This window comes from Rhodococcus sp. NPDC056960 (assembly GCF_042674125.1).
In the GTDB taxonomy this organism is placed as follows: domain Bacteria; phylum Actinomycetota; class Actinomycetes; order Mycobacteriales; family Mycobacteriaceae; genus Rhodococcus_F.
This window is the reverse complement of record NZ_JBHURF010000018.1, coordinates 1-20685: the sequence shown is the minus strand read 5'-3', so window position 1 is coordinate 20685 and position 20685 is coordinate 1. Positions and strand designations below refer to the sequence as shown.

Below are 20685 nucleotides of genomic sequence, written 5' to 3'. Positions count from 1 at the left end.
AACTAGACGGAGGCCTACGGCACGCATCTCCGACTCGTCCGACCCGCAGGATCCCCACATCGAAAGGCTTCACTCATGACCTCCAACTCGATCGGTGTCGCCGTCATCGGCGGCGGCATGGCCGGGCGAGCGCACGCCGCCGGATATCGCATGGCGTCGACCCTGTTCGGCACCGACCGTCCCGACGTGCGGTTGGTTGCCATCGCCGACACCAACGAGGCCGTCGCCGACGACACCGCCAAGCGGTACGGCTACGAGCGGGCCGAGTACAGCTGGCAGGCGATCGCGGAATCACCCGACATCGACGCGGTCAGCGTCGTCGTCGCCAACCAGTTGCACCGGGAGATCGTCGAAGGACTGCTCGCCGCCGGCAAGCACGTGCTGTGCGAGAAGCCCCTGGCGGGCTCGATCGCGGACGCCGAATCCATGGTCGCGGCCGCCGCGGATGCCGACACCACCGCGACGGTCGGGTACACCTACCGCCGGTCACCCGCGATCCAGGCCATCCGGGACGAACTCGCGACGGGCCGCCTCGGCGACATCGTCCACTTCAACGGGCACTATTGGTGCGACTACGGCCTCGATCCGTCGTCGCCGATCACGTGGCGGTACCGCGGCGGTCCCGGCACCGGCGCTCTCGCGGACGTCGGCAGCCACCTGCTCGACATGGCCGAATTCGTGTGCGGCCCCATCGTCGAGATCAGCGGCGCCACCTTCGCCACGGTGATCGCGGAGCGTCCCGTCCCGGCCGGTGTCACGTACGGGCACACCAAGGCCGAGACCACCGGCGAGATGGCGCCCGTGGAGAACGAGGACCTCGCTACGTTCACCGCACGATTCCAGGGCGGCGCCGTCGGTACGTTCTCCGCTTCCCGTGTCGCGCACCAGCTTCCGGACGGACTCGGATTCGAGTTGTTCGGGACGGCCGGTTCGGCCGCGTTCGACCTGGCTCGCGCCGCGGAGTTCTCCGTTTCCAGCGACGGCCTCGACTCCACCGTCAACGGGCAGCGACGGGTAATCATCGGACCGCAGCACCCGTACATCCAGGGTGGGTTGCCGATGGACGCAGGCGGCGTCGGTCACGGCAAGGCCGAGTTCTTCGCCTACCAGGCCCGCGCCTTCCTCGACCAGATCGCCGGCATCGACAACCTGGGCCCCCTGCCGACCTTCGCGCACGCCCTGCGCGGCATGCAGATCGTCAGCGCCGTCGCGGAGTCCGCCCGCTCGAACGGTGCAGCCGTCAAGATCGGCTGACCCACCTCACCTCGCAAGACCCCTCACATTTCAAGGACCGCTCATGAAACTCGGTGTGTACACCGCCATCCTGCACGACCGCTCCCTCCGGGAGGCGCTGGAGACCATCGCCTCACTCGGGCTCGACGGCGCGGAGATCAACGCCGGCGGCTTCATCGGCACCCCGCACCTTCCCGTGAAGGAACTTCTCTCCGGCGAGGTGTCGCCGCAGGGGTACCTGAAGGTGTTCGACGAGACCGGTGTGGCGATCGCCGGTCTCAACTGCAACGGCAACCCGCTGCACGCCGACCCCGAGGTCGGCCCCGAGGACGCCGAGGATCTGCGCAACGCGATCCGGGTCGCCGGACTGCTCGGCGTCGACCGGGTGGTCGCCATGTCCGGGCTGCCCGCCGCGTATCCCGGCGGTCGGTGGCCGGCGTGGCACGTGAACACCTGGGACAGCGGCTATCTCGATTCGCTCGACTACCAGTGGGATCAGGTCGCGGTGCCGTTCTGGAAGGAGATCGACGCGCTCGCCCGCGAGAACGGCGTGAAGGTCGCGATCGAGATGCACCCGCAGAACCTCGTCTTCAACCCGCCGACCCTGAAGCGTCTGGTGGAGAAGACCGGCGCGACGAACGTCGGCGCGGAAATGGACCCGTCGCACCTGTTCTGGCAAGGAATCGACCCGGTTGCCGCGATCGAGTGGCTCGGCGACCTCGTCTTCCATGCCGCCGCGAAAGACACCCGGATCAACGACAACTGCAAGATCTACGGTGTTCTCGACGACCGGTTCACCCGCATCCCTGCCGACCAGAACCCCACCGGGCTCGGTGGCAGGCACGTGGTCAACAAGTGGCCCGAGGACTCGGCGTGGGACTTCGTCGCCGTCGGACGCGGACACGACGTCGACTTCTGGTCCCGCTTCCTCGCGGCCCTGCAGAAGGTCGACCCCGACATGGCCGTCAACATCGAGCACGAGGACGTCGAACTGGGTCAGCTCGAGGGGCTGCAGGTCGCGGCGAAGACACTGCAGGACGCCGCGTCCGCCGCGTCCGCCGCGTCCGACGTGGCAGCGCGGTAGCGATCACGTCGCGGGAGGGAGGTCCCGGCGCCCTGCGGTCAATCGGTCCAGGACCAGCCGCAGCGGCGCCCAGGTGGACCTCCCGCGGCGGGTCACGGCGTATGCCGTCAGCACGACCTTCGGGTCGGCGAGCGGCAGGACCGTGACCTCGCTCCGGGTAGGACGGCCGGCGGGGAGCAGGCCCACCCCGTAGCCGGCGGTGATGAGGTCCTCGACGAGATCGAGGCTGTCGATCTGGTGGGCGATTCGCGGGGTGAAACCGGCGAGGGAGGCCAGGGTGCGGACGGCGTCCTCGTCGGCGGTGTTGCGGGAGTTCACGATCCACGTCGAGTTCGCATAGTCCGCGACGTCGGCCGGCGTGCCGTCGGCGGCGGGCGCGGGAACACCGAGCCCCCACGGCGTCGACCACAGCGGAACAGCCTCGAGTGCGGCGCCGGGTGACGCCGGCGCCAGGTTGTAGTCGTAGGTCAGGGCGAGATCGAGTTCGTCGTCGGCGAGCAACGCGAAGGCCTCGACGGGTTCGTATTCGCTGATCACCACGTCCACCCGCGCGTGCGTGCGGGCCAGTTCGGCCACGACCGGCAGCAGCGACACGCGGATGCCGGTCGCGAAACCCCCGACGCGCAGGGTGCCCGCGGGTTCGGCGTGGGGATCGAGGTCCAGCCTTGCGGCGTCGACGGCGGCCAGGATCGTGACGGCGTGGTCGGCCAACCGGCGTCCGGCGGGGGTCAGCCGCACCCGTCGGCCGACGGGTTCGACGAGTTGCGCACCCGTCTCCTTCGCCAGGGCGGCGATCTGCTGGGACACCGTGGAGGTGGTCAGCTGGTGGGTCTCCGCGACTTCCCGCATGGAGCCGAGTCGCGACAGTTCGAGCAGGAGATGCAGGCGTCGGGTGTCCACCGCTCCATTGTCCGTGATATCTGAACGGTGTGTCCATGAAAGTCACGTGGACGTGAACGGTTGACGGGGATTTCAATGTTCGCATGACCAGGAACACCACCCATGTCGGCGCGATGATGGCGCTCACGTCGATGCTGTGCGTGCAGATCGGGCTCGCGATCTCCGTGGGCGTGTCCGATCGCGTCGGTGCCGAGGGCGCCGCCTGGCTGCGTCTGGCGTGGGCCGGGGTTCTGCTGGTCGTGATCGTGCGTCCCCGCCCGAGGGCGTTCACGCGGTCGTCCCTCGTGGCCTGTGTGCTGCTCGGAGTGGTGACGGCGGCGGTGACGTTGCTGTTCATGGCGGCGGTGCAGCGGATACCGCTCGGCACCGCGAGTGCGCTGGAATTTCTCGGTCCCCTCGGCGTCGCGGTCCTGCACGGGCGGGGCCGCCTGACGTGGCCGGCGCTGGCGGCGGTCGGTGTCGTGCTCCTGACGCAGCCGTGGGCCGGGGGAGTCGATCTCGTCGGAGTTCTGTTCGCCCTCGGTGCGGCCGGGTGCTGGGCGCTCTACATCGTGCTGACCCAGCGGGTGGGCGACGAGGTCGCCGGTATCAGCGGGCTGGCGGTGTCGATGCCGGTCGCCGGTGTGGTCGCGACCGTGGTCGGCGGACCGTCGATGCTCGGACAGATGACACCCGAACTGTTGCTCCTCGGGCTGGGTCTGGCGATTCTGCTGCCGGTCGTGCCGTTCACCCTGGAGATGCTCGCCCTGCGACGCCTCACCACGGCGGCGTTCGGGACCCTGATGAGCCTCGAACCGGCGTTCGCTCTGATCATCGGGCTCGTCGTGTTGCACCAGGTTCCGGATAAGTGGGCCGTGGCCGGGATCGGCTTCGTGGTCGCGGCGGGCATCGGCGCGGCACGGGCCGGGGCGCGCACACCTCCCGACGACGGCGGCGGTCGCGGAGTCCGACCCACCGCGGGAGCCGTCGACCTGCTATCTTGAACGTCGTTCAAGTGTGCAGCAAGAGGAGTCGTCGTGACAGATGTGGGGAGTGCTCGGGTGTCGAGGCTCGGTATTTCGGCTCGGGACATGGCGCAGATCGCGGTGTTCGCCGCGCTGATCGCCGCCCTGGGGTTGCCCGGTGCCATCACCGTCGGATTCAGCGGCGTGCCGATCACGCTGCAGACCCTCGGCGTCATCCTGGCCGGCGCGGTCCTCGGGGCGCGCAAGGGCACCGCCGCCGTCGCGGTCTTCCTCGCGCTGACCCTGATCGGTCTGCCGCTGCTGTCCGGTGGCCGCACCGGACTGACGGCGCTCGCCGGGCCCAGTGCCGGATACCTCGTCGGCTGGATTCCCGCGACGCTGGTCATCGGGTTCCTCACCGCCCGCATCCTGCCGAAGTACCCGGTCGTTCCCGGTCTGCTGATCAACGCCCTCGGTGGGATCGTCGTCATCTACGCCTTCGGCACCGTCGGACTGCTGCTCCGCACCGATCTGGGTGTCGGCGCCGCCATCACCACCAACTTCGCCTTCATCCCGGGTGACCTGCTGAAGGTCGTCGTCGCGACCGTCGTCGCCAAGAGTGTGCACCGCGCGTACCCCGGCCTGATTCGTACGTGAGTTCCGAACTCGGCGGCGCCGGCGATCAGCCCGCCCTCGACGTCGGCGGTCGCACATACACGTACGCCCAGCTCGACCGTGCGATCGAGCGGTGGATCGACGAGCACGGCGCAGGCTCATCCGTCTCCGACGCGTCCGAGTTGCCGGTTGCGGACGCGTTGATCCGCGTCTGCGCCGCCGCGCGGCGGGGCACCGCGGTGATCGTCGAGAACCCGGAAGCCCGCCCCGACCGCACGGACATTCCGCCGTCGGCCTTTCTGCTGGTGGCCACGTCCGGCTCGACCGGCAGGCCCCGTCCCCTCGCACGCACCGCGGCGTCGTGGTTCGACAGCTTCCCGGCCTTCACCGCGATCACCGGCATCAACGCCGCGGACCGTGTGCTGATCACCGGCCCGCTGCACGCCACGATGCACCTGTTCGGCGCGGTGCACGCGCTGTGGTGCGGCGCGTGCGTCACCGACGATCCGTCGGAGGCGACGGTGGTGCACGCCGTCCCCGCCGTTCTCCGGGAGGTGGTGGGGAAGGCCCCGAAGCTGCGCACGGCCGTCGTCGCCGGCACCGCCCTGGACGACGGCGCCCGCGCGGTGGCGGACGGAATCGAGATCGTCGAGTACTACGGCGCCGCGGAACTCTCCCTCGTGGCCGCGCGGCGGGTTCCCGAACCGCTGCGGCTGCTCGACGGCGTCCACGCCGACATCCGCGACGGCCTGCTGTACGTCCGCTCCCCGTACAGCGTGATCGGCGCCCCGGACTGGTTCGGTGTCGGCGACCTGGCGGAACTCGGTCCGAACGGTGAGCTGACGGTCCGCGGCCGGGGCGAATCCGCGATCAACGTCGGCGGCACCACGGTGGTCGCCGAGGACGTCGAGCGCATCCTCGAAACCGTCGACGGTGTCGGCGCGGCCGCCGTGGTCGGATCGCCGCACTCGGTGCTCGGTGAGACGGTCACCGCCGTGGTCGAACTCGACGGCACCGCAGAAATCGAGGACGTTCGCTCGCGGGCGCGCCGGGTGCTGACGAAGGAAGCGATGCCCCGCCGCTGGGTGCGGATCGAGTCGCTGCCCCGCACCGCCAGTGGCAAGGTCGCCCGGGGTCGAGTGAGAGACTTGCTGGCATGAGCTCTGTCCCTGTACTGGTGGCGCCGCGTCGGACGCCGATCGGCAATGCCGGGCACGGGTTCGCCGACCTGACCACCACCGATCTGGCGGCCCCCGTCCTGCGCGACGTCCTGTCGTCGCTGCGAGGGGCGGGGATCGAGGCGGAGGTCGACGACGTCGTCCTCGGCAACTGCCTCGGACCGGGCGGTGACCCGGCGCGGGTCGCGGCCCTGCGGGCGGGGCTGGGTGTGGACGTTCCGGGGGTCACCGTCGATCGGCAGTGCGGTTCCGGGCTCGATGCGGTGATGCAGGCCGCGCTGCGCGTGCGCAGCGGCGCCGACGACCTGATCCTGGCGGGTGGCGTCGAGTCGGCGAGCACCGCGCCGTGGCGGTTCTGGCCGCCGGTCGCGGGCGCCGATCCGGTGCGCTACACCCGTGCCCCCTTTGCGCCACAGGATTTTCCCGATCCCGACATGGGGGTGGCCGCGGACGATCTCGCGCGGGCCCACGGCATCAGCCGGGAACGGCAGGACGCGTACGCGGCGCGGTCGCACACCCTCGCGGCCGCGGCCGACTTCTCGTCGGAAATCGTGCCGATCGGCGACCTCGTGAAGGATCAGCGAATTCGCGCCGGCATGACCGAGGCCCGGCTCGCGCGGTTGCGCCCCAGCTTCGGCGCCGGCGGCACGGCCACGGCAGGCAACTCGTGCGGCATCTCGGACGGCGCCGCGGTGCTGGCGGTGACCACCGAATCACTGGCGGCCGGACTGCCGGCGCTGCGGGTACTCGGCTCGGCCGTCGCGGGATCGGATCCGGCGCTGCCCGGCCTCGGCCCGGTGCCCGCGATCCGCAAACTCCTGAAGAGAACCGGACACGACGTGGCCGATCTGGGCGTCGTGGAGATCACCGAGGCGTTCGCGTCGGTGGTGCTGGCCGTATCGGACGAACTCGGGCTGGACGAATCCGTGATCTGCCCGCAGGGCGGCGCCATCGCGATGGGACACCCGTGGGGTGCGTCGGGGGCGATCCTGTTGGTGCGCTTGGCAAGTCAGATGCTGCGGGAGAACGGGCCCGCACTGGGGCTGGCGGCGTGCGCCATCGGCGGCGGCCAGGGCATCGCCATGTTGGTGGAGCGCGTGTCGTGAGCGAGATCGTCTTCGACTCGGTGAGCCACGCCTTCGGTGACCGCCAGGTGCTGCGCGGCGTCGACCTGCGGTTCTCGGAGCGCCGCGTCGGCATCATCGGATCCAACGGTTCCGGCAAGTCGACGCTGGCGCGGATGATCAACGGGTTGCTGAAACCCACGTCCGGCACCGTCACGGTCGACGGCGTCGACGCCGCGAAGAAGGGTGCGCACGTGCGGCGCAAGGTGGGGTTCGTGTTCACCGACCCCGACACCCAGATCGTCATGCCCACGGTGTCCGAGGACCTGGCGTTCTCGCTGCGCCGGTCCGGTCTGAGCAAACAGGAGATCGCGGCCCGCGTCGAGGAGATCCTGGTCCGGTTCCGGCTCGACAAGCACGCCGAGCATCCCGCGCACCTGCTGTCCGGTGGGCAGAAGCAGTTGCTCGCGATCGGCGCCGTCCTCATCCGCAGGCCCGAGGTGATCATCGCCGACGAGCCGACCACGCTGCTGGATCTGCGCAACGCCCGCGTGGTCGCCGACGCGCTCGATTCGATGGATCAGCAGGTGATCGTCGTGACGCATCAACTGGCGTTGCTGGAGAGTTTCGAGCGGGTCATCGTCATCGACGACGGTCTCGTCGCGTTCGACGGCAGCCCCGACGACGCCGTCCCCGCCTACCGTCAGTTGGTCGAATGATCGGCCTGTACCGACCGGGCGACTCGCTGGTGCACCGCATGCCGGCCGGGCTGAAGCTGGTGATGTTGATCGCGTCGATCCTGGCGGCCACCGTGTTCGTGCGCACCCCCCTCGAGGTCGGTGTCGTCGTCGTGGTGGTGGGCCTGCTGTTCGCCGTGGCCCGCATCCCGTGGACCGTCGCGGTCGCGCAGTTGCGGCCGGTGGTGTGGATGTTGCTGATCATCGCCGTGTTCCAGGTGTGGATCACCTCGCCCGCGCGTGCCGTCGTCGTGTGCGGGGTGCTGCTGATCTCGGTGGCGCTCGCGGCCCTGGTCACGCTCACCACCCGGGTGACGGACATGCTCGACACCGTGTCGCGCGCACTCGGGCCGCTGCGCCGCTTCGGGGTCGATCCGGATCGGATCGGACTCCTGCTCGCACTGGCGATCCGGTGCATCCCGTTGCTCACCGGGATCGTGCAGGAGGTGGCGCAGGCCCGCAAGGCCCGCGGGCTGCAGTGGTCGATGACGGCGCTCGCCACACCCGTTCTGGTCCGTGCGCTGCGGACCGCGGACGCGATGGGTGACGCCCTCGTCGCCCGGGGAGTGGACGATGACTGAGTTGCTCCCCGAGCGGATCGCGGTGCGTGCGGCCGAGAACCCGGACACCGTCGCGGTGGTGTCCGCCCGGGAGACCGTGGACTACGGCCGATTCTGGGCGAGCGTCGAACGGACCGCGGCCGGGCTCGACGGCATGGACCGGCTCGCCGTGCTGCCGACGTCCGACGTCGGGTCGCTGGTCGCCGTCACGGCGGCGATGCATGCGGGCGTCAGTGTGGTGCTGCTGCACCGGCACCTGCTGCCCGCGCAGCTGACCCGGGTACTCGAACTCGCGAAGCCGGGTGCCGTGGTGGCCGCACCCAACCAGCACACGCGGCTTCGGAGACTGGGATTCGACGGCACCATCGAGACCGCCGGCAGCCTGGAATCCGACGGAATCGCACGCCGGGCACATCCCGGCGCCGAGTTGCTGGTCGGCATCACCTCCGGCACCACCGGTGAGCCGAAGCTGTTCGTGCGCAACCAGAGGTCGTGGGCCACCACCCTCGATCGCTCCGACCGGACGTTCGACATCGCCGGGCGGGACCGGGTGTCGGTGCCCGGAGTCCTCGACCACACGCATTTCCTGTACGGCGCGCTGCACGCCCTCACCCGCGGCGCGACGGTGGACCTGCGCCCGGTCACGCAGTCGTTGCTCGACGCTCCGACACATCTGTATTCGGTACCGACCATCGCGTGGGACGTGGTGCGGTCGGGGATCGGGACGGTCGGCAGTGTCCGGGAGGTGCTGTCCTCGGCCGCCCGGTGGCCGCGCTCGGGGCGGCAGGCGCTGCAGGAGGCGCTGCCCAATGCGTCGCTCGTGCACTTCTACGGAGCGTCCGAATTGAGCTTCGTGTCGTTCGACCGGGGACTCGGCGCCGACGACGAGCATTCGGCGGGCGAATTGTTCGACGGTGTCGACGTGGAGATCCGCGACGGTCTGGTCCACGTGCGCAGCGACATGCTGTTCGACGGGTACCTCACCGAAGACGGTGTGGTGGACGGACCTTCCGACGGGTGGATGACGGTCGGCGACCGCGGCCGGGTGGTGGGCAGCAGTCTGCACCTGTTCGGCCGCGCCACCGACACGGTGATCCGGGCGGGTCTCAACGTCGAACCCGCCGCCGTCGAAGCCGCACTGATCGCGCTTCCCGGCGTCGTGGAGGCGGCGTGCATCGGCGTGCCCGACAGCCGGATGGGCGAGGCGCCGGCCGCCGCAATCGTCGTGGACGGCGCCGAGCCGAGTTCCGGCGAGATCTGGCGGCACCTGCGGGCCACGTTACCGAGCCCGAGCATGCCGGTGCAGGTTCTCGTGGTCGACAGTCTGCCGCGGACCCCGCGCGGCAAGCTCGACCGTCCGGCGCTGGCGGCCACCCTGGCCGCATCGCGGGACCGTAATCCCGCATAGCGCATCAGATTTCGAGGCTGAGCAGGTGGTAGCCCAGCGTCTTGCCGTGCCCGTCGAGCACGGGTGAACCGGTGACGCCGCCGCCGAGAACGCCGGGCAACTCGAACACCATCGCCATCAGGTTCGGCTGCACGGTGCGCCGGGCGGGCCCCGTGACCAGTTCCCCGTAGTGGGCGGCGACGACGTCCTCCGTCAGGACCGGTTCGAGATGACGGTAGGCGGCGCGGTCGCGGGCCAGCACGGCGACGATGAGGGTGTCGCCCTTGTCGCCGGCACGGACGTCGGCGAGTGCGTCGACTCGCTGAACGGTTGCGGGCGTCGTCATTTCGGAACCTCCGTGAGATGGACGCGGGTGGACACGAGATCGCGGGGGAGGGTGCACGAGCGGATCGCGAGTACCTCGGTCGACGAGCGTCGGGCCCCGCCCCCGCCAGCCGGTCCGTTGGTGTACAGGCTCTCCACCTCCCAGCCGACGAGATCGGCTTCCTCCCGGGTTCGGGCGCGGGCGGCGACCCGCACCCGCACCTCGTGGGCGTCGGTGTCCGTGTCGAGCCCGCGGAAAGCCGCACCGGCGCCGATGTATTCGACGGAGACGGCGTCCTCGGGAAAACCGTGCACGTCGACGAGTCGTTCGGTGACGATGTCCGCCGCGAGCTGGGCGCGAGGGTAGGCGCGCGGGCCCGCGTAGCTGATCTGCCCCTCACCGAGCCAGCCTCCGCGGAAGCCGAGGGTGACCTTCAGCTGCTGTGGGCGCGGGCGCCCCGTTGCACCGGTGATGGCGACCCGGTCGGGTCCGACACCGGTGAACGACACGTTGCCGAAGTCCGCGGTGACGTCCGGCGTCAGATACGAGGTGGGATCGCCCACCTCGTAGAGGAGTTGCTCGGCGCAGGTTCGTTCGGTGAGGATGCCGCCGGATCCGTCGAGCTTGCCGAATGTCGCCGATCCGTCGGCGAGGACGTCGGCGAACGGGAACCCGAGATCGGCCATGCCCTTCACCGGTTTGGTGACGGGATCCGCGTAGTACCCGCCCGTGAGCTGGCCGGCGCACTCGAGCAGGTGCCCGATTGCGGTGGCGGCGCCGATGATGTCGTGGTCGGCCAGGTCCCATCCGAAGTGGTGGGCGAGCGGGGCGACGTAGAGGGAGGGATCGGCCAGACGGCCGGTGACGACGACGTCGGCGTCCAGCTTGAGCGCGGGGATCACGGCCTCCGCCCCGATGTACGCGTTCGCGGACACGAGCATCTCGTCGTGTTCCGACAGTCGTTTCCCGGTTTCCCACACGACTGGGTCGTGGCGCAGCACCTGTTCGAGTACCGCGTCGCCGGTGACCGCGGCGATGCGCACGTCTCGGTCGACGGATCGAGACGCGATACCGGTGACCAGCTTCGCGGCGGCGAGCGGGTTCGCGGCACCGGCGTTGGTGATCACCGTGGTCCCGGATGCGAGTGTGTGCGGGAGAACCGCGCGCATGCGTGCGGCGAGCAGCGGATCGAATCCTGCGTCCGGGTTCTCGAGGCGGCGCGAGTTCCCGGCGGCCACGGTGCGTTCGCCGAGGCATTCGAAGATCAGGTAGTCGAGGTCGGCGCGGCGGGCGAGTTTCTCGGCAGGGTCGATGCGGTCCCCGGAGAATCCGGATCCTGCGCCGAGTCGCACGCTCCGCGAGGCGTTGCCGCGGGTGGTGCTCGATGGTGTCACGTGCTCGAAGTCCTTTGCTTGTGGGCGACTACAGCGAGAGGGCGCCGGTGAACAGCGCCACGACGGTCATGACGATCGTGGTCCCGAAGGCCCAGCCGAAGATGAAACGCTGGTGTTTGCCGAGCTCGACCTTGCTCAGTCCGATCAGGATGAACGTCGCGGCGGTGAGCGGGCTGAGCGGAAAACCGGTGGTCATCTGCCCGAGGATTGCGGCGCGGCCGATCTCCGCCGGGTCGCCCCCGAACGATGCGGTGGTCTCCGCGAGCACCGGTACGACGCCGAAGTAGTAGGCGTCCGGGGTGAAGACCAGACTGAGCGGCATCGACGTGACGGCGGTGATGACGGGGATCAGGGAGCCGGCGGACTGCGGAATCCAGGAGACGAAGGTTTCCGCCATCGCGGTGATCATCCCGGTGCCGTTGAGGATGCCGGTGAGCACGCCGGCCGCGAGGATCATCATCACGACCATGGTGACGTTGCCGCCGTGTTTCGCGAACAGGGCCTGCTGGTCGGCCCACTTCGGGCGGTTGACGGCGAGCGCGAGCGCGAATGCGATGGCGAATGCCACCTCGAGCGGCACGAGCTGGAACAGCAGGATCACGATCAGGACGAGAGTGAGCACCGTGTTGAACGCCATCACCGCGCGCTGGCGGCCGGTGCGGACCGGCGCGTCGGACACGTGTGGCGTTCCGGGGCCACCGCCGCCGGGAGCCGTCAGTTCGGTGACGCCGAGCCGCTTCCGTTCCGTGCGGCCGATCATGTAGGCGGCGAACAGGACCCACAGCACGCCGGCCCCCATGGCGGGCAGAACCGGCGTGAAGATGTCGGCGCTGGTCAGGTCGAGCGCCGCCATGGCGCGGACGGTCGGGCCGCCCCACGGAATCATGTTCATGAGACCCGCGGCGAGGCAGACGATGCCGGTCAGGACGACCGGGCGCATCCCGAGCCGCTGGTAGATGGGGAGCAGAGCCGAGATCGTGATGAGGAAGGTCGAGGTGCCGTCGCCGTCGAGTGCGACGAGCAGGGTCAGCACCGCGGTCCCGACGGCGATCTTGGTGGGGTTGCCCCCGGCCCATCCGACGATCCGGCGGATCGCGGGATCGAACAGTCCCACGTCGACCATCAGGCTGAAGTACAGCACCGCGAAGGCGATCATGATCGCGACGGGCGCGACCTTCAGCAGACCGTCGCCCACCATCTCCCCGAGGTCGGGTGCCCAGCCGCCCACGATGGCGAACGCGATGGGGACGAGGATCAGCGCGACGAGCACCGAGACCCGTCGGCTGAACGCGAGCGCCAGGAAACAAGCGATCGTGGCGAAGCCGAGCGCGGCAACCATGTGACCTCCTTCGAAACGGAGTCTCAGTGTCGCGCGGCTCACAATTGCGCGTCAAATATCAATGGGCGATCGATTCATGATTTCAACTCATGAATGCATGGGTGCAGCCGAGAGCCGTGGAGCGACTCGCCAGCGCATGAATACCGGCCATACTGATGCGCATGAGCATCAATCTCGGGATCTCTCACCTGAGGAGCATCGTCGCCATCGCCGACTACGCGAGCTTCACGTCGGCGGCCCACGCGCTCGACGTGTCGCAGTCCTCGCTGAGCCGCTCGGTCGCCGAGGCCGAGCGCAGACTCGACGTCACGCTGTTCGATCGCACCACTCGCCGCGTCGAGCTGACCACACACGGGCACGAGATCATCGAGCACGCCCGGCGGATGCTCCACGACTTCGACGACGGACTCACCCAGATCGAGCGATTCGTCACCGGGGACCGCGGAATCGTCACGGTGGCGTGCCTGCCGTCGCTCGCGGCCACATTCCTTCCGCCCTACGTGGTGCACTTCCGCGAGCGGCACCCCGACGTGCGCCTCCAGATTCGGGACGGACTGCGGCAGGAGGTTCTCGATGCCGTGTACTCGGGCACCGTCGATCTCGCCCTGGTTACCACGTCGGGGGTTCTGCCCGGTCTGCGCCAGGACGTTCTGACGAGCGACTCCTTCTATTGCGCTGTCGCGCCGTCGCATCCGTTCGCTGGTCGACAGGCGCTCCGATGGGCGGATCTCGCCGGGCAGCCGTTCATCGCGTTCGGTCCCGAGAGCAGTATCGCGGCGCCCGTCCGCCGGGCCGTCGAGGATGCTCGCATCGAACTCGGTCCGGTCATGCAGGCGCAAAACATCGGTGCGGTAGCGGGATTGGCCGCCGCCGGGCTCGGGGTCACCGCGGTGCCGGAACTGGTGCTTCCCATGATCTCGTTCGCCGGTCTCGTCCATATACCCCTGCACCCGAGAGTCGACCGCACCATCTCGCTCGTCCAGGTGGCCGGCCGACCGCAGACGGCGAGCACTCGTGGTTTCGTGAACACGCTTCTCGCCGACCGAAATCCTGATTCCGGCTAGCCCGAGACGGGGCCGGTGGTCGCTCGCCTCACCAGGTGCGGGGCGAGCACGAGGTCGACGGCCTCGTTCCCGGCGATCTGGGCCAGCGCGCCGTCGACGGCGGCGTCGGCCATCTGCGTGGCGTCCTGGGAGATCGTCGTCATCTGCACGTGCGGAATCCTCGCCAGACGAGAGTCGTCGTAGCCGACGACGGAGATGTCCTCGGGTACGTTCAGGCCGCGGCGGACCAGGAGGTCCAGCACGCCGGTGGCGCACCGGTCGTTGAAGGCGACGACGGCGGTCGGGGGAGCGGACATTTCCAGGAGTTCCTGCATTCCCTGTGCGCCTTCGGTTTCCGTGGGACCACCGCTCACGACCGTTGCCGTCGCCGACAGCCCGTGCCGGTCCATCGCAGCCAGGAAGCCGGCCCGGCGGTCCGAGCCGCCGGGTGCGTCGGCGCCGTCGATGTGGGCGATACGCCGGTGCCCGAGTTCGGCGAGGTGGTCGACCGCGAGGGTGATGCCGGCGACGTCGTCGCCACGGACGGCGCCGACCCCGGGCAGGCCGCTCGACCGCGCCACGACGAGAGCGGGCACGCGGTCGGCCAGTTCACCGAGCGCGTCGGCGTCGAATCGGGATCCGAGAAGGATCGCGGCCTCGCAGCGCTCCCGCATCAGCGCCTGCACCGCGACCTGCTCGGCGCGGCTCGGCGCGACCGCGCTGAGCATGACGTCGTATCCGCGCCGTGACGCCGCCGCGTAGATCTGCTCGACGAGGTCGCCGTGGAACGGTTGCTGCAGTTCGAACACCACTCCGAGGAGCCGGGAACTGGCCTGCCGCAGTTTCTGCGCGCGGCGGTCCGGCACGTAGCCCATGCCGTCGGCGATCTCGAGCACGCGCCGGCGGGTTGCCTCGCTGGCGCCGGGAACGCCCCGCATCACGATCGAGACGAGCGCGGTGGAGACGCCTGCCTCTCGCGCGACATCGCCCATCGTCGGACGGGCGCCACCGGTCGACCCCACTACCGGTTCGGCCACGTGCACGGCTCCTTGTCTTCTGGGGCTCGCGCTGTCCGTTCGCGGCCGCTCTCGACCAATGATCTCACGAGTTCTACGGTCTGAAACTAGAACGTACTAGCTTAGTATTGGTGCGGGCCACATCGGCTCGAATCACGCGGAGATCGTGGCCCGTCCGGTCCCCGGGGCCGGTGACACGCGGGCCACCGGGCTCGGCAACTGTGCTCGCGCTCGTCGGGCGTGGGCACAGCAACGGCGAGATCGGGCGGCAACTGGGCATCTCGGGGGTGACCGTGAAGAGTCACGTCGGGCACATCTTCGTCAAGCTCGACCTCCGCGACCGCGCGGCCGCGATCGTGTACGCCTTCGACCACGGCATCGTCACCCCGGGCGTCGCCGGAGCGGATTGAGCTGCGGCAGAAGCCGTCTCGTCCCGTCGCGGGTCAGCTTCGCGCGGTGACCCGCAGTCGGTCGCCCCGCACGGCGCTCGCGATCGCGCCGCACGTGCCCTCGACGCCGAGTAGTGTCCGACCCAGTAGGACCAGCCCCCACGGGCCGATCACCCACACCGGCCAGAAGTAGGGCATGGTGCCGGTGGCAACCGAGATGATTCCCCAGATCGCGAGATTGACGGTTCCGGCGGCAAGCCAGGCGAGCCACTCGATCTGCTGATGCGCCGGTAGTCGCCGGAGTGCCGGACGTGCCGGTGCCGTCGGTTTCGGCGTCGGCACGGGTGCAGCGGCCTGGGCGGGAAGGTCGACCAGTGCCTGCTGCGCCTCGTGCCGGGTGATCGACCGGTACACCTGCGCGACCCGCTGGTCGAACTCGCCGATGGTCAGCCGGCCCGCGGTGAGATGACGGCCGAGTTCACCGACGATCTGCTCACGTTCGGAATCGGATATCCGGATGCTGTCGGTGTACGCCATCGGAACCTCCTCGGCGGTGACATTCCACTGTGGAATGTCGTTATTGCCATCATTGATATGACACAGTGGAATGTCAACCCCTACCGTGCGAAGGACCGTGCCATGGCTGAACGCCCTCTCAATGCCACCGCGGCATCGTTGCTCGGATTTCTGCACGAGGGATCCAAGACGGGGTGGGACCTGGTGGTGACCGCGCAGGAGCGCATCGGCAAATTCTGGTCGATCACGACCAGTCAGGTGTACCGGGAGCTCGCGGCGATGGAGCGGGCCGGGTTGATCGAGGCGGGGGAGCGGGGCGCCCGCGAGCGCAAGCCCTACACGCTGACCGAGGAGGGGCGCCGGGCATTCGCGGACTGGATCGACCGGGAGCCCGGCCCGGAGAACATCCGCTATCCCTTGTTGCTCACCGTCGCGTTCGGCGCGCACCTTCCGCCCGAGCGGTTGTTCGCGATGCTCGGCGTGCACCGCTCCGCCCACGAGCGTCAGCTCGCCGAGTACGAGCGTGACGCCGAAACACACGGATCGAACCGCTATGCCATGGCCACCCTCGACTTCGGGATCGTGTACGAGCGCGCGGTTCTCGACTGGTTCGATCGCGTCGAGAACCGGCTCGCGGGCGGGGAGTGACTCGACCGCGCGGCCACGGGCGTGCGGTTTCGGCCCCGGCCGGGATGGGCCTGGCCTACCGTGAAACCGACGGTGTGTGTACCCCTGGCGAGGAAGTGCAGGTAAGCATGAGCGGATCCGATCTGGCCAGGCAGGCGGAACAGCTGCGATCCGATCTGCACGATCTCATTCAGCGGATGAAGGAGCTGACCGAGGAATTCGACGCGAGAGGCGGGCGCTCGCAGGGTGTCGCCGAGGACGCCGCACTCATCGAGGTCATCGACGGTCTCAGCGACGCACGCCTCGACCTGACCACCGCCGACCGGCACCTCGAGGCCGCGGTGTCCCACGCCGAGCGCCTCGACCGCCGCGCCTCCGAAGACGCCGCCGGTGCGGCGGACGAAGAACAGGTGGGCTGACGCGCAGTCCGTCGCGACGGTTCGGACAGTTCAGTCGACGGGCGGCACCGCGACCGAACGGCCCGTCTCCGCCGCTTCCCGCGCGGCCGCCAGCACGGCGATGGTGCCGAGTGCGGCGCGGGCCGGTACCGGCTGCTCGCCGGCGCCGGCAACGGCGGCCGCGAACTGCGTGTAGTAGTCCTGATATGAACCCTGTTGCGACGGGATCGTTTCCGCCCCGTCCGCGGTGCGCAGAACACCCCACCGCTCCCGCGCCTCATAGCCCCAACCGGTGGGATCGTCGACCGGTCGGGTTCCCGCGAAGAGCGCCTGCGCCTGGACGTCCGTCCCGTCCGCGACGTAGCTGCCCAGGCTCCCGAACGCGCGCAACCGCCGCCCGTCGAGGTGGTTGATCTTGGTCGACGAGACGGTCGAGTAGACCCCGCTGCGGTGGGTGATGTTGACGACGAAGCCGGTGTCGGTGCGCCCCTCGGGAAGCTCGACGTAGTCGAGGTGCGCGTCCACTCGCTCCGCCGGACCGAACAGCCACAGCACCTGATCGACGACGTGCGCGCCGATGTCGCGCAGCAACCCGCCGGCCGGGCCGGCTTCGAGTGTGTCGGCGCCGTCCAGGTCGAAGTGCGATTCGACGCGCCAGATGTCCCCGAGTCGCGGCAGCACCGACTTCAGTGTGCGGATGTCCGCGTCGTACCGGCGATTGTGGAACACGCCGAGCAGCACGCCGGCGTCGTCGGCGGCGGTGATCATCTCACGGGCCGTGCCGACGTCGGGTGCGAACGGTTTGTCGGCCACCACGTGCACACCCCGCCCGACGGCCGCGAGCACGAGGTCGCGCCGGGTCTGCGGTGGGGTGGTGATCGTGACGGCGTCGACCCCCGAGTCGATCAGTTCGCCGAGACTCGCGAACACCGGCACGTCGGGGAAGTCGGCGGTGGCCTCGGCGATTCGGGACGGCGATCGGGTCACGATGCCGCCCAGCGTGATTCCCTCTGCAGCCTCGACGAACGGCGCATGGAAGTAGCGGCCACCCAACCCGTATCCGACGATCCCGATCTTCACACTCATCGTTGCAGCCTATGTTAAGACATTCGGACAAGGCAAGATCATGTCGTCAGACGTTCGCGGGAGTCCAGTCGGGTGGCTCGACGAGGGCAACCTGCTTCAGGAGGTCGGCAGCGCGGCCGACGCCTTCCAGTGAATTGACGAGAGCGTCCTCGTGCTCGATGTTGAGGGTGCCGTCGTAGCCGGCCGCGCGAAGGGCGTAGACGAAATCCGCCCAGAACGTGGCCCCGTCCGGGTGACCGAGACCGAGCGTGACGTAGTTCCAGGCCCGCCCCAGCGGCTCGGTCACCGGGACGGTGTCGAGGAGCCCGTCACGCTGCGCGGCCCACGTGTTGATGCGAATGTCCTTGGCGTGCACGTGGAGGATCGACGTGCCCAGTGCGCGAATGACGGTGGGGATGTCGGCGCCCATCCACATCAGGTGAGAAGGGTCGAGATTCGCGCCCACCGCGTCGTCGCCCACGCTGTCGATCAGCCGCAGCATCGTCGAGACGTTGTGGACCAGCTGGCCGCCGCAGGGTTCGACCGCGAGCTTGACGCCGTGGTCGCGGGCGAACGCCGCAAGCTCCTTCCAGTAGGGAATCGCGACGTCGTCCCACTGGTAGGCGAGGACGTCGAGGTTCTCCGGGGGCCACGCCGTCGTGATCCAGTTGGGGCTGCTGTCGCCTTTCGCGCCCGGCAGTCCGGACATGAGGACGACGGTCGGGACGTCGAGTGCGTGTGCGAGCTCGATGGTCCGACGGACGACGGCATCGTGCGCCTTGCCGGACACGGGATGTAGTTGGTTGCCGTTGGCGTTCAGAGCGCTCAGCGTCAAACCCCGGGAGGTGATCTTCTCGGCGAACTCGGCGCGTGCCTCCGTGGACGAGACCAGCGCGTCGAGGTCCGCGTGCGGGGCCTCCGACCAGTTTCCCGTCGCGACCTCGACCGAATTCAGTCCGTGCTGCTGTGCGAGGTCGAGGGCTGCCTCGAAGGGCAGGTGACTGACCGAGTCGGTGATCAGGCCGATTTTCATGCGTCTTCTCCGTCGTGGCTCGATGCGGGCTCGTCAACTAGTACGTTCTAGTAGGTCGGTTTGTCAAGAAGGTCGCACATCATCGACCGCAGGAATTCAAGGGTTGCGAAGAATTGCAGAGGCGCCATAGCTGTCGATTATGTTCGCACCCAACCGAAATCGGCGAACCCGGGGCATGGTTAGACGCCGGCTTCCCCGGTAGGCTCGGCTGTGTGAGCACTACCAGTTCGGTTCGGCACCGCCTTCCTGCAGTCGGCTCGGGCGTGGATCTGCCTCGGCACGCAAAGTTGCTGAGTCAGGTGCACGACGCTGTGCTGTCGGGCAGGCAACCACCCGCGCAGCCGCGCGATGTCGTCGGCCGGTCGTGGTCGCGACTGCAAGCGGACGGGGTGAGTCCCGATCGGTGCGAGGACGTGGTGCTGGCCGATTACGCGGAGGTCGAGGCCCGGCGGACTCGCACTGCCCTGCGATCGGTCCTTCCCGAGCTCCGCAACACGTTGACCCAGGTCGCGGACGACGCGAATTTCATCGTGGTGATCGCGGACGCCGACGGAGTGGTGCTGTGGCGGGAAGGGGCGCGCGGCGTGCGGAAGGCCGCCGACGCGCTGGGATTCATGGAAGGCGCCCGCTGGTCCGAGGGGTCGGTGGGTACGAACTCCATCGGCACGGCCCTGGTGGAAGATGCTCCCGTGCAGCTGTTCTCGGCAGAGCATTACGCACGGTCCCATGTCGGATGGTCGTGCACGGGGTCGCCTGTGCACGATCCGCGCAATGGCGACGTCCTCGGTGTCGTCGACATCAGTGGCTCGGCGATGTCGGTTCATCCGACGACGGTGGCGCTGGTGCAGACGGCGGTCCGGCTGGCCGAGGCCACGCTGTGGCAGGAGCACACGGTCAACCTGGAGAAGCTCAGAGGTCACGCGGCACCGGTGCTCGGGGCGACCGCCGGTCCCGCACTCGTGGTGGACCGGCACGGCTGGGTCGCCGACGCCCGTGGGCTGGCCGTTCCCGACCGGGTGGCACCGCCATGCCTCGGCACGCCGCTGCTGGTTCCCGGATTGGGGCTGTGTCTGCCGGAGCCGCTCGGTGACGGCTGGCTGGTGCGTCGCGGAGGCAGGCCGACCACCATCGGAGTGGAACTCGATCTCGGTGACGCCCCGCGAGTGACGGTGCGGGGGGACACGAGCTGGACTCGGGCGCTCTCTCCGCGCCACGCGCAGATATTGCGCGTGCTCACCGACACGGATTCCGCTGGAATCGATGCCGCGTCCCTGAGCGTGTCGTTGTTCGGTGACCGCGAGCATGTTGTGGCCGTCCGTGCCGAGCTCTCCCGCCTCCGGAAGAGTCTCGGCCCCGTGCTGTCCACTCATCCGTATCGGTTCGCCGACGGTGTCGACGTGCACGTCGTCGGGTGAGGCGAGACGCGAACCCGGTGGCTAACGCCGCGCAGACCGCACTGCGACGAAATGACTCAGGTCTGAACGTAATTGGGGATCGAGCCGGCGACCGACCGGTCCGGCGAGGATCTTGCCGAGGCGGGCCACGTAACACGCTGGGGTCATCCCGAATTCGACGAGGAGATCGCCGGTGGTGCCGCCGCCGTACGGAAGCCAGCGACGCGCGAATTCGATGACCTGCGCATCTTCGATCACGGAATCGTTGATCATGGTCCGACACTCCTGTCCAGGGGAACTGCTGCGAGATGCGAGAGGGGTTCCGCGAGTGCGCGGCGGTGGTGGGCCGTCGCCTGGGCGTAGAGGCGGCCGGCGCGGTACGACGAGCGGACGAGGGGTCCGGCCATGACGCCGGCGAACCCGATCTCCTCGGCGGTCCGGGAG

22 protein-coding genes and 2 pseudogenes are annotated in these 20685 nt (G+C 69.2%); 14 read left to right on the top strand and 10 right to left on the bottom strand.

What is annotated here, in order from left to right; all coding sequences use genetic code 11:
• Positions 1–75 precede the first annotated feature (75 nt).
• Together ACFTWF_RS27065 and ACFTWF_RS27060 are read left to right on the top strand one after the other, a co-directional pair.
• Positions 76–1254 carry a Gfo/Idh/MocA family protein gene (locus ACFTWF_RS27065; RefSeq protein ID WP_378464232.1) on the top strand — a complete coding sequence of 393 codons (1179 nt, stop codon included), beginning with the start codon at positions 76–78 and terminating at the stop codon, positions 1252–1254.
• Positions 1255–1297: 43 nt separating this feature from the next.
• Entirely contained in the window at positions 1298–2317 is a 1020-nt protein-coding gene (locus ACFTWF_RS27060) for a sugar phosphate isomerase/epimerase family protein (RefSeq protein ID WP_378464231.1), read from the top strand.
• 3 nt (positions 2318–2320) lie between these two features.
• Here the strand turns inward: ACFTWF_RS27060 and ACFTWF_RS27055 are convergent, their stop codons facing one another.
• Positions 2321–3217, bottom strand: a complete 897-nt coding sequence (locus ACFTWF_RS27055) for a LysR family transcriptional regulator (protein ID WP_378464230.1) — start codon at positions 3215–3217, stop codon at positions 2321–2323.
• 83 nt (positions 3218–3300) lie between these two features.
• On the opposite strand from ACFTWF_RS27055, the gene ACFTWF_RS27050 reads away from it, so the two are divergent.
• Genes ACFTWF_RS27050 through ACFTWF_RS27020 form a run of 7 tightly spaced genes read left to right on the top strand, consistent with a single transcriptional unit; the run spans position 3301 to position 9723 of the window.
• Positions 3301–4200, top strand: a complete 900-nt coding sequence (locus ACFTWF_RS27050) for a DMT family transporter (RefSeq protein WP_378464229.1) — start codon at positions 3301–3303, stop codon at positions 4198–4200.
• Positions 4201–4233: 33 nt separating this feature from the next.
• Positions 4234–4818: a biotin transporter BioY gene (locus ACFTWF_RS27045; RefSeq protein WP_378464228.1), complete on the top strand. Its 585-nt coding sequence runs from the start codon at positions 4234–4236 to the stop codon at positions 4816–4818.
• Positions 4815–5936, top strand: a complete 1122-nt coding sequence (locus tag ACFTWF_RS27040; protein WP_378464227.1) for a synthetase — start codon at positions 4815–4817, stop codon at positions 5934–5936. The genes ACFTWF_RS27045 and ACFTWF_RS27040 overlap by 4 nt, the downstream gene beginning before the upstream one ends.
• Positions 5933–7060 (top strand): thiolase family protein, encoded by a 1128-nt coding sequence (locus ACFTWF_RS27035; RefSeq protein ID WP_378464226.1) that lies wholly within the window; start codon positions 5933–5935, stop codon positions 7058–7060. Before ACFTWF_RS27040 ends, ACFTWF_RS27035 begins: the two co-directional genes overlap by 4 nt.
• Positions 7057–7737, top strand: a complete 681-nt coding sequence (locus ACFTWF_RS27030) for an energy-coupling factor ABC transporter ATP-binding protein (protein ID WP_378464225.1) — start codon at positions 7057–7059, stop codon at positions 7735–7737. Before ACFTWF_RS27035 ends, ACFTWF_RS27030 begins: the two co-directional genes overlap by 4 nt.
• Positions 7734–8336 carry an energy-coupling factor transporter transmembrane component T family protein gene (locus ACFTWF_RS27025; protein ID WP_378464224.1) on the top strand — a complete coding sequence of 201 codons (603 nt, stop codon included), beginning with the start codon at positions 7734–7736 and terminating at the stop codon, positions 8334–8336. Before ACFTWF_RS27030 ends, ACFTWF_RS27025 begins: the two co-directional genes overlap by 4 nt.
• Entirely contained in the window at positions 8329–9723 is a 1395-nt protein-coding gene (locus tag ACFTWF_RS27020; RefSeq protein WP_378464223.1) for an AMP-binding protein, read from the top strand. The genes ACFTWF_RS27025 and ACFTWF_RS27020 overlap by 8 nt, the downstream gene beginning before the upstream one ends.
• 4 nt (positions 9724–9727) lie before the next feature.
• On the opposite strand, the gene ACFTWF_RS27015 is transcribed toward ACFTWF_RS27020, so the two are convergent.
• Genes ACFTWF_RS27015 through ACFTWF_RS27005 form a run of 3 tightly spaced genes read right to left on the bottom strand, consistent with a single transcriptional unit; the run spans position 9728 to position 12760 of the window.
• Positions 9728–10048, bottom strand: coding sequence for a hypothetical protein (locus ACFTWF_RS27015; protein ID WP_378464222.1), 321 nt, complete (start codon positions 10046–10048; stop codon positions 9728–9730).
• Positions 10045–11421 carry an acyclic terpene utilization AtuA family protein gene (locus tag ACFTWF_RS27010; protein WP_378464221.1) on the bottom strand — a complete coding sequence of 459 codons (1377 nt, stop codon included), beginning with the start codon at positions 11419–11421 and terminating at the stop codon, positions 10045–10047. The genes ACFTWF_RS27015 and ACFTWF_RS27010 overlap by 4 nt, the downstream gene beginning before the upstream one ends.
• 28 nt (positions 11422–11449) lie before the next feature.
• Complete coding sequence (locus ACFTWF_RS27005; protein ID WP_378464220.1) at positions 11450–12760, bottom strand: CitMHS family transporter; 1311 nt, start codon at positions 12758–12760, stop codon at positions 11450–11452.
• A gap of 155 nt (positions 12761–12915) precedes the next feature.
• On the opposite strand from ACFTWF_RS27005, the gene ACFTWF_RS27000 reads away from it, so the two are divergent.
• Positions 12916–13824 (top strand): LysR family transcriptional regulator, encoded by a 909-nt coding sequence (locus tag ACFTWF_RS27000; protein ID WP_378464219.1) that lies wholly within the window; start codon positions 12916–12918, stop codon positions 13822–13824.
• On the opposite strand, the gene ACFTWF_RS26995 is transcribed toward ACFTWF_RS27000, so the two are convergent.
• Entirely contained in the window at positions 13821–14840 is a 1020-nt protein-coding gene (locus tag ACFTWF_RS26995) for a LacI family DNA-binding transcriptional regulator (protein ID WP_378464218.1), read from the bottom strand. The two genes, ACFTWF_RS27000 and ACFTWF_RS26995, sit on opposite strands and share 4 nt — an antisense overlap.
• Positions 14841–15040: 200 nt before the next feature.
• On the opposite strand from ACFTWF_RS26995, the pseudogene ACFTWF_RS26990 reads away from it, so the two are divergent.
• Positions 15041–15229 (top strand): annotated as a pseudogene (locus ACFTWF_RS26990) (response regulator transcription factor); the annotation flags it as partial.
• 33 nt (positions 15230–15262) lie between these two features.
• On the opposite strand, the gene ACFTWF_RS26985 reads toward ACFTWF_RS26990, so the two are convergent.
• On the bottom strand, positions 15263–15745 hold the full coding sequence (locus tag ACFTWF_RS26985; RefSeq protein WP_378464217.1) for a DUF1707 domain-containing protein: 483 nt from the start codon (positions 15743–15745) through the stop codon (positions 15263–15265).
• A gap of 102 nt (positions 15746–15847) precedes the next feature.
• On the opposite strand from ACFTWF_RS26985, the gene ACFTWF_RS26980 reads away from it, so the two are divergent.
• Positions 15848–16372, top strand: a complete 525-nt coding sequence (locus tag ACFTWF_RS26980; RefSeq protein WP_378464216.1) for a PadR family transcriptional regulator — start codon at positions 15848–15850, stop codon at positions 16370–16372.
• Between the two features lie 107 nt (positions 16373–16479).
• Complete coding sequence (locus ACFTWF_RS26975; protein WP_378464215.1) at positions 16480–16770, top strand: hypothetical protein; 291 nt, start codon at positions 16480–16482, stop codon at positions 16768–16770.
• Positions 16771–16800: 30 nt separating this feature from the next.
• Here ACFTWF_RS26975 and ACFTWF_RS26970 read toward each other — a convergent pair whose 3' ends face one another.
• Complete coding sequence (locus ACFTWF_RS26970; RefSeq protein WP_378464214.1) at positions 16801–17835, bottom strand: Gfo/Idh/MocA family oxidoreductase; 1035 nt, start codon at positions 17833–17835, stop codon at positions 16801–16803.
• Between the two features lie 46 nt (positions 17836–17881).
• Positions 17882–18847 carry a sugar phosphate isomerase/epimerase family protein gene (locus ACFTWF_RS26965; RefSeq protein ID WP_378464213.1) on the bottom strand — a complete coding sequence of 322 codons (966 nt, stop codon included), beginning with the start codon at positions 18845–18847 and terminating at the stop codon, positions 17882–17884.
• Positions 18848–19146: 299 nt separating this feature from the next.
• On the opposite strand from ACFTWF_RS26965, the gene ACFTWF_RS26960 reads away from it, so the two are divergent.
• Positions 19147–20262 carry a GAF domain-containing protein gene (locus ACFTWF_RS26960; RefSeq protein WP_378464212.1) on the top strand — a complete coding sequence of 372 codons (1116 nt, stop codon included), beginning with the start codon at positions 19147–19149 and terminating at the stop codon, positions 20260–20262.
• 21 nt (positions 20263–20283) lie between these two features.
• On the opposite strand, the gene ACFTWF_RS26955 is transcribed toward ACFTWF_RS26960, so the two are convergent.
• Both ACFTWF_RS26955 and ACFTWF_RS26950 read right to left on the bottom strand, forming a co-directional pair.
• Complete coding sequence (locus ACFTWF_RS26955; RefSeq protein ID WP_378464211.1) at positions 20284–20514, bottom strand: hypothetical protein; 231 nt, start codon at positions 20512–20514, stop codon at positions 20284–20286.
• Positions 20511–20685 (bottom strand): annotated as a pseudogene (locus ACFTWF_RS26950) (lipoyl synthase); the annotation flags it as partial. The gene ACFTWF_RS26955 and the pseudogene ACFTWF_RS26950, both read right to left, overlap by 4 nt.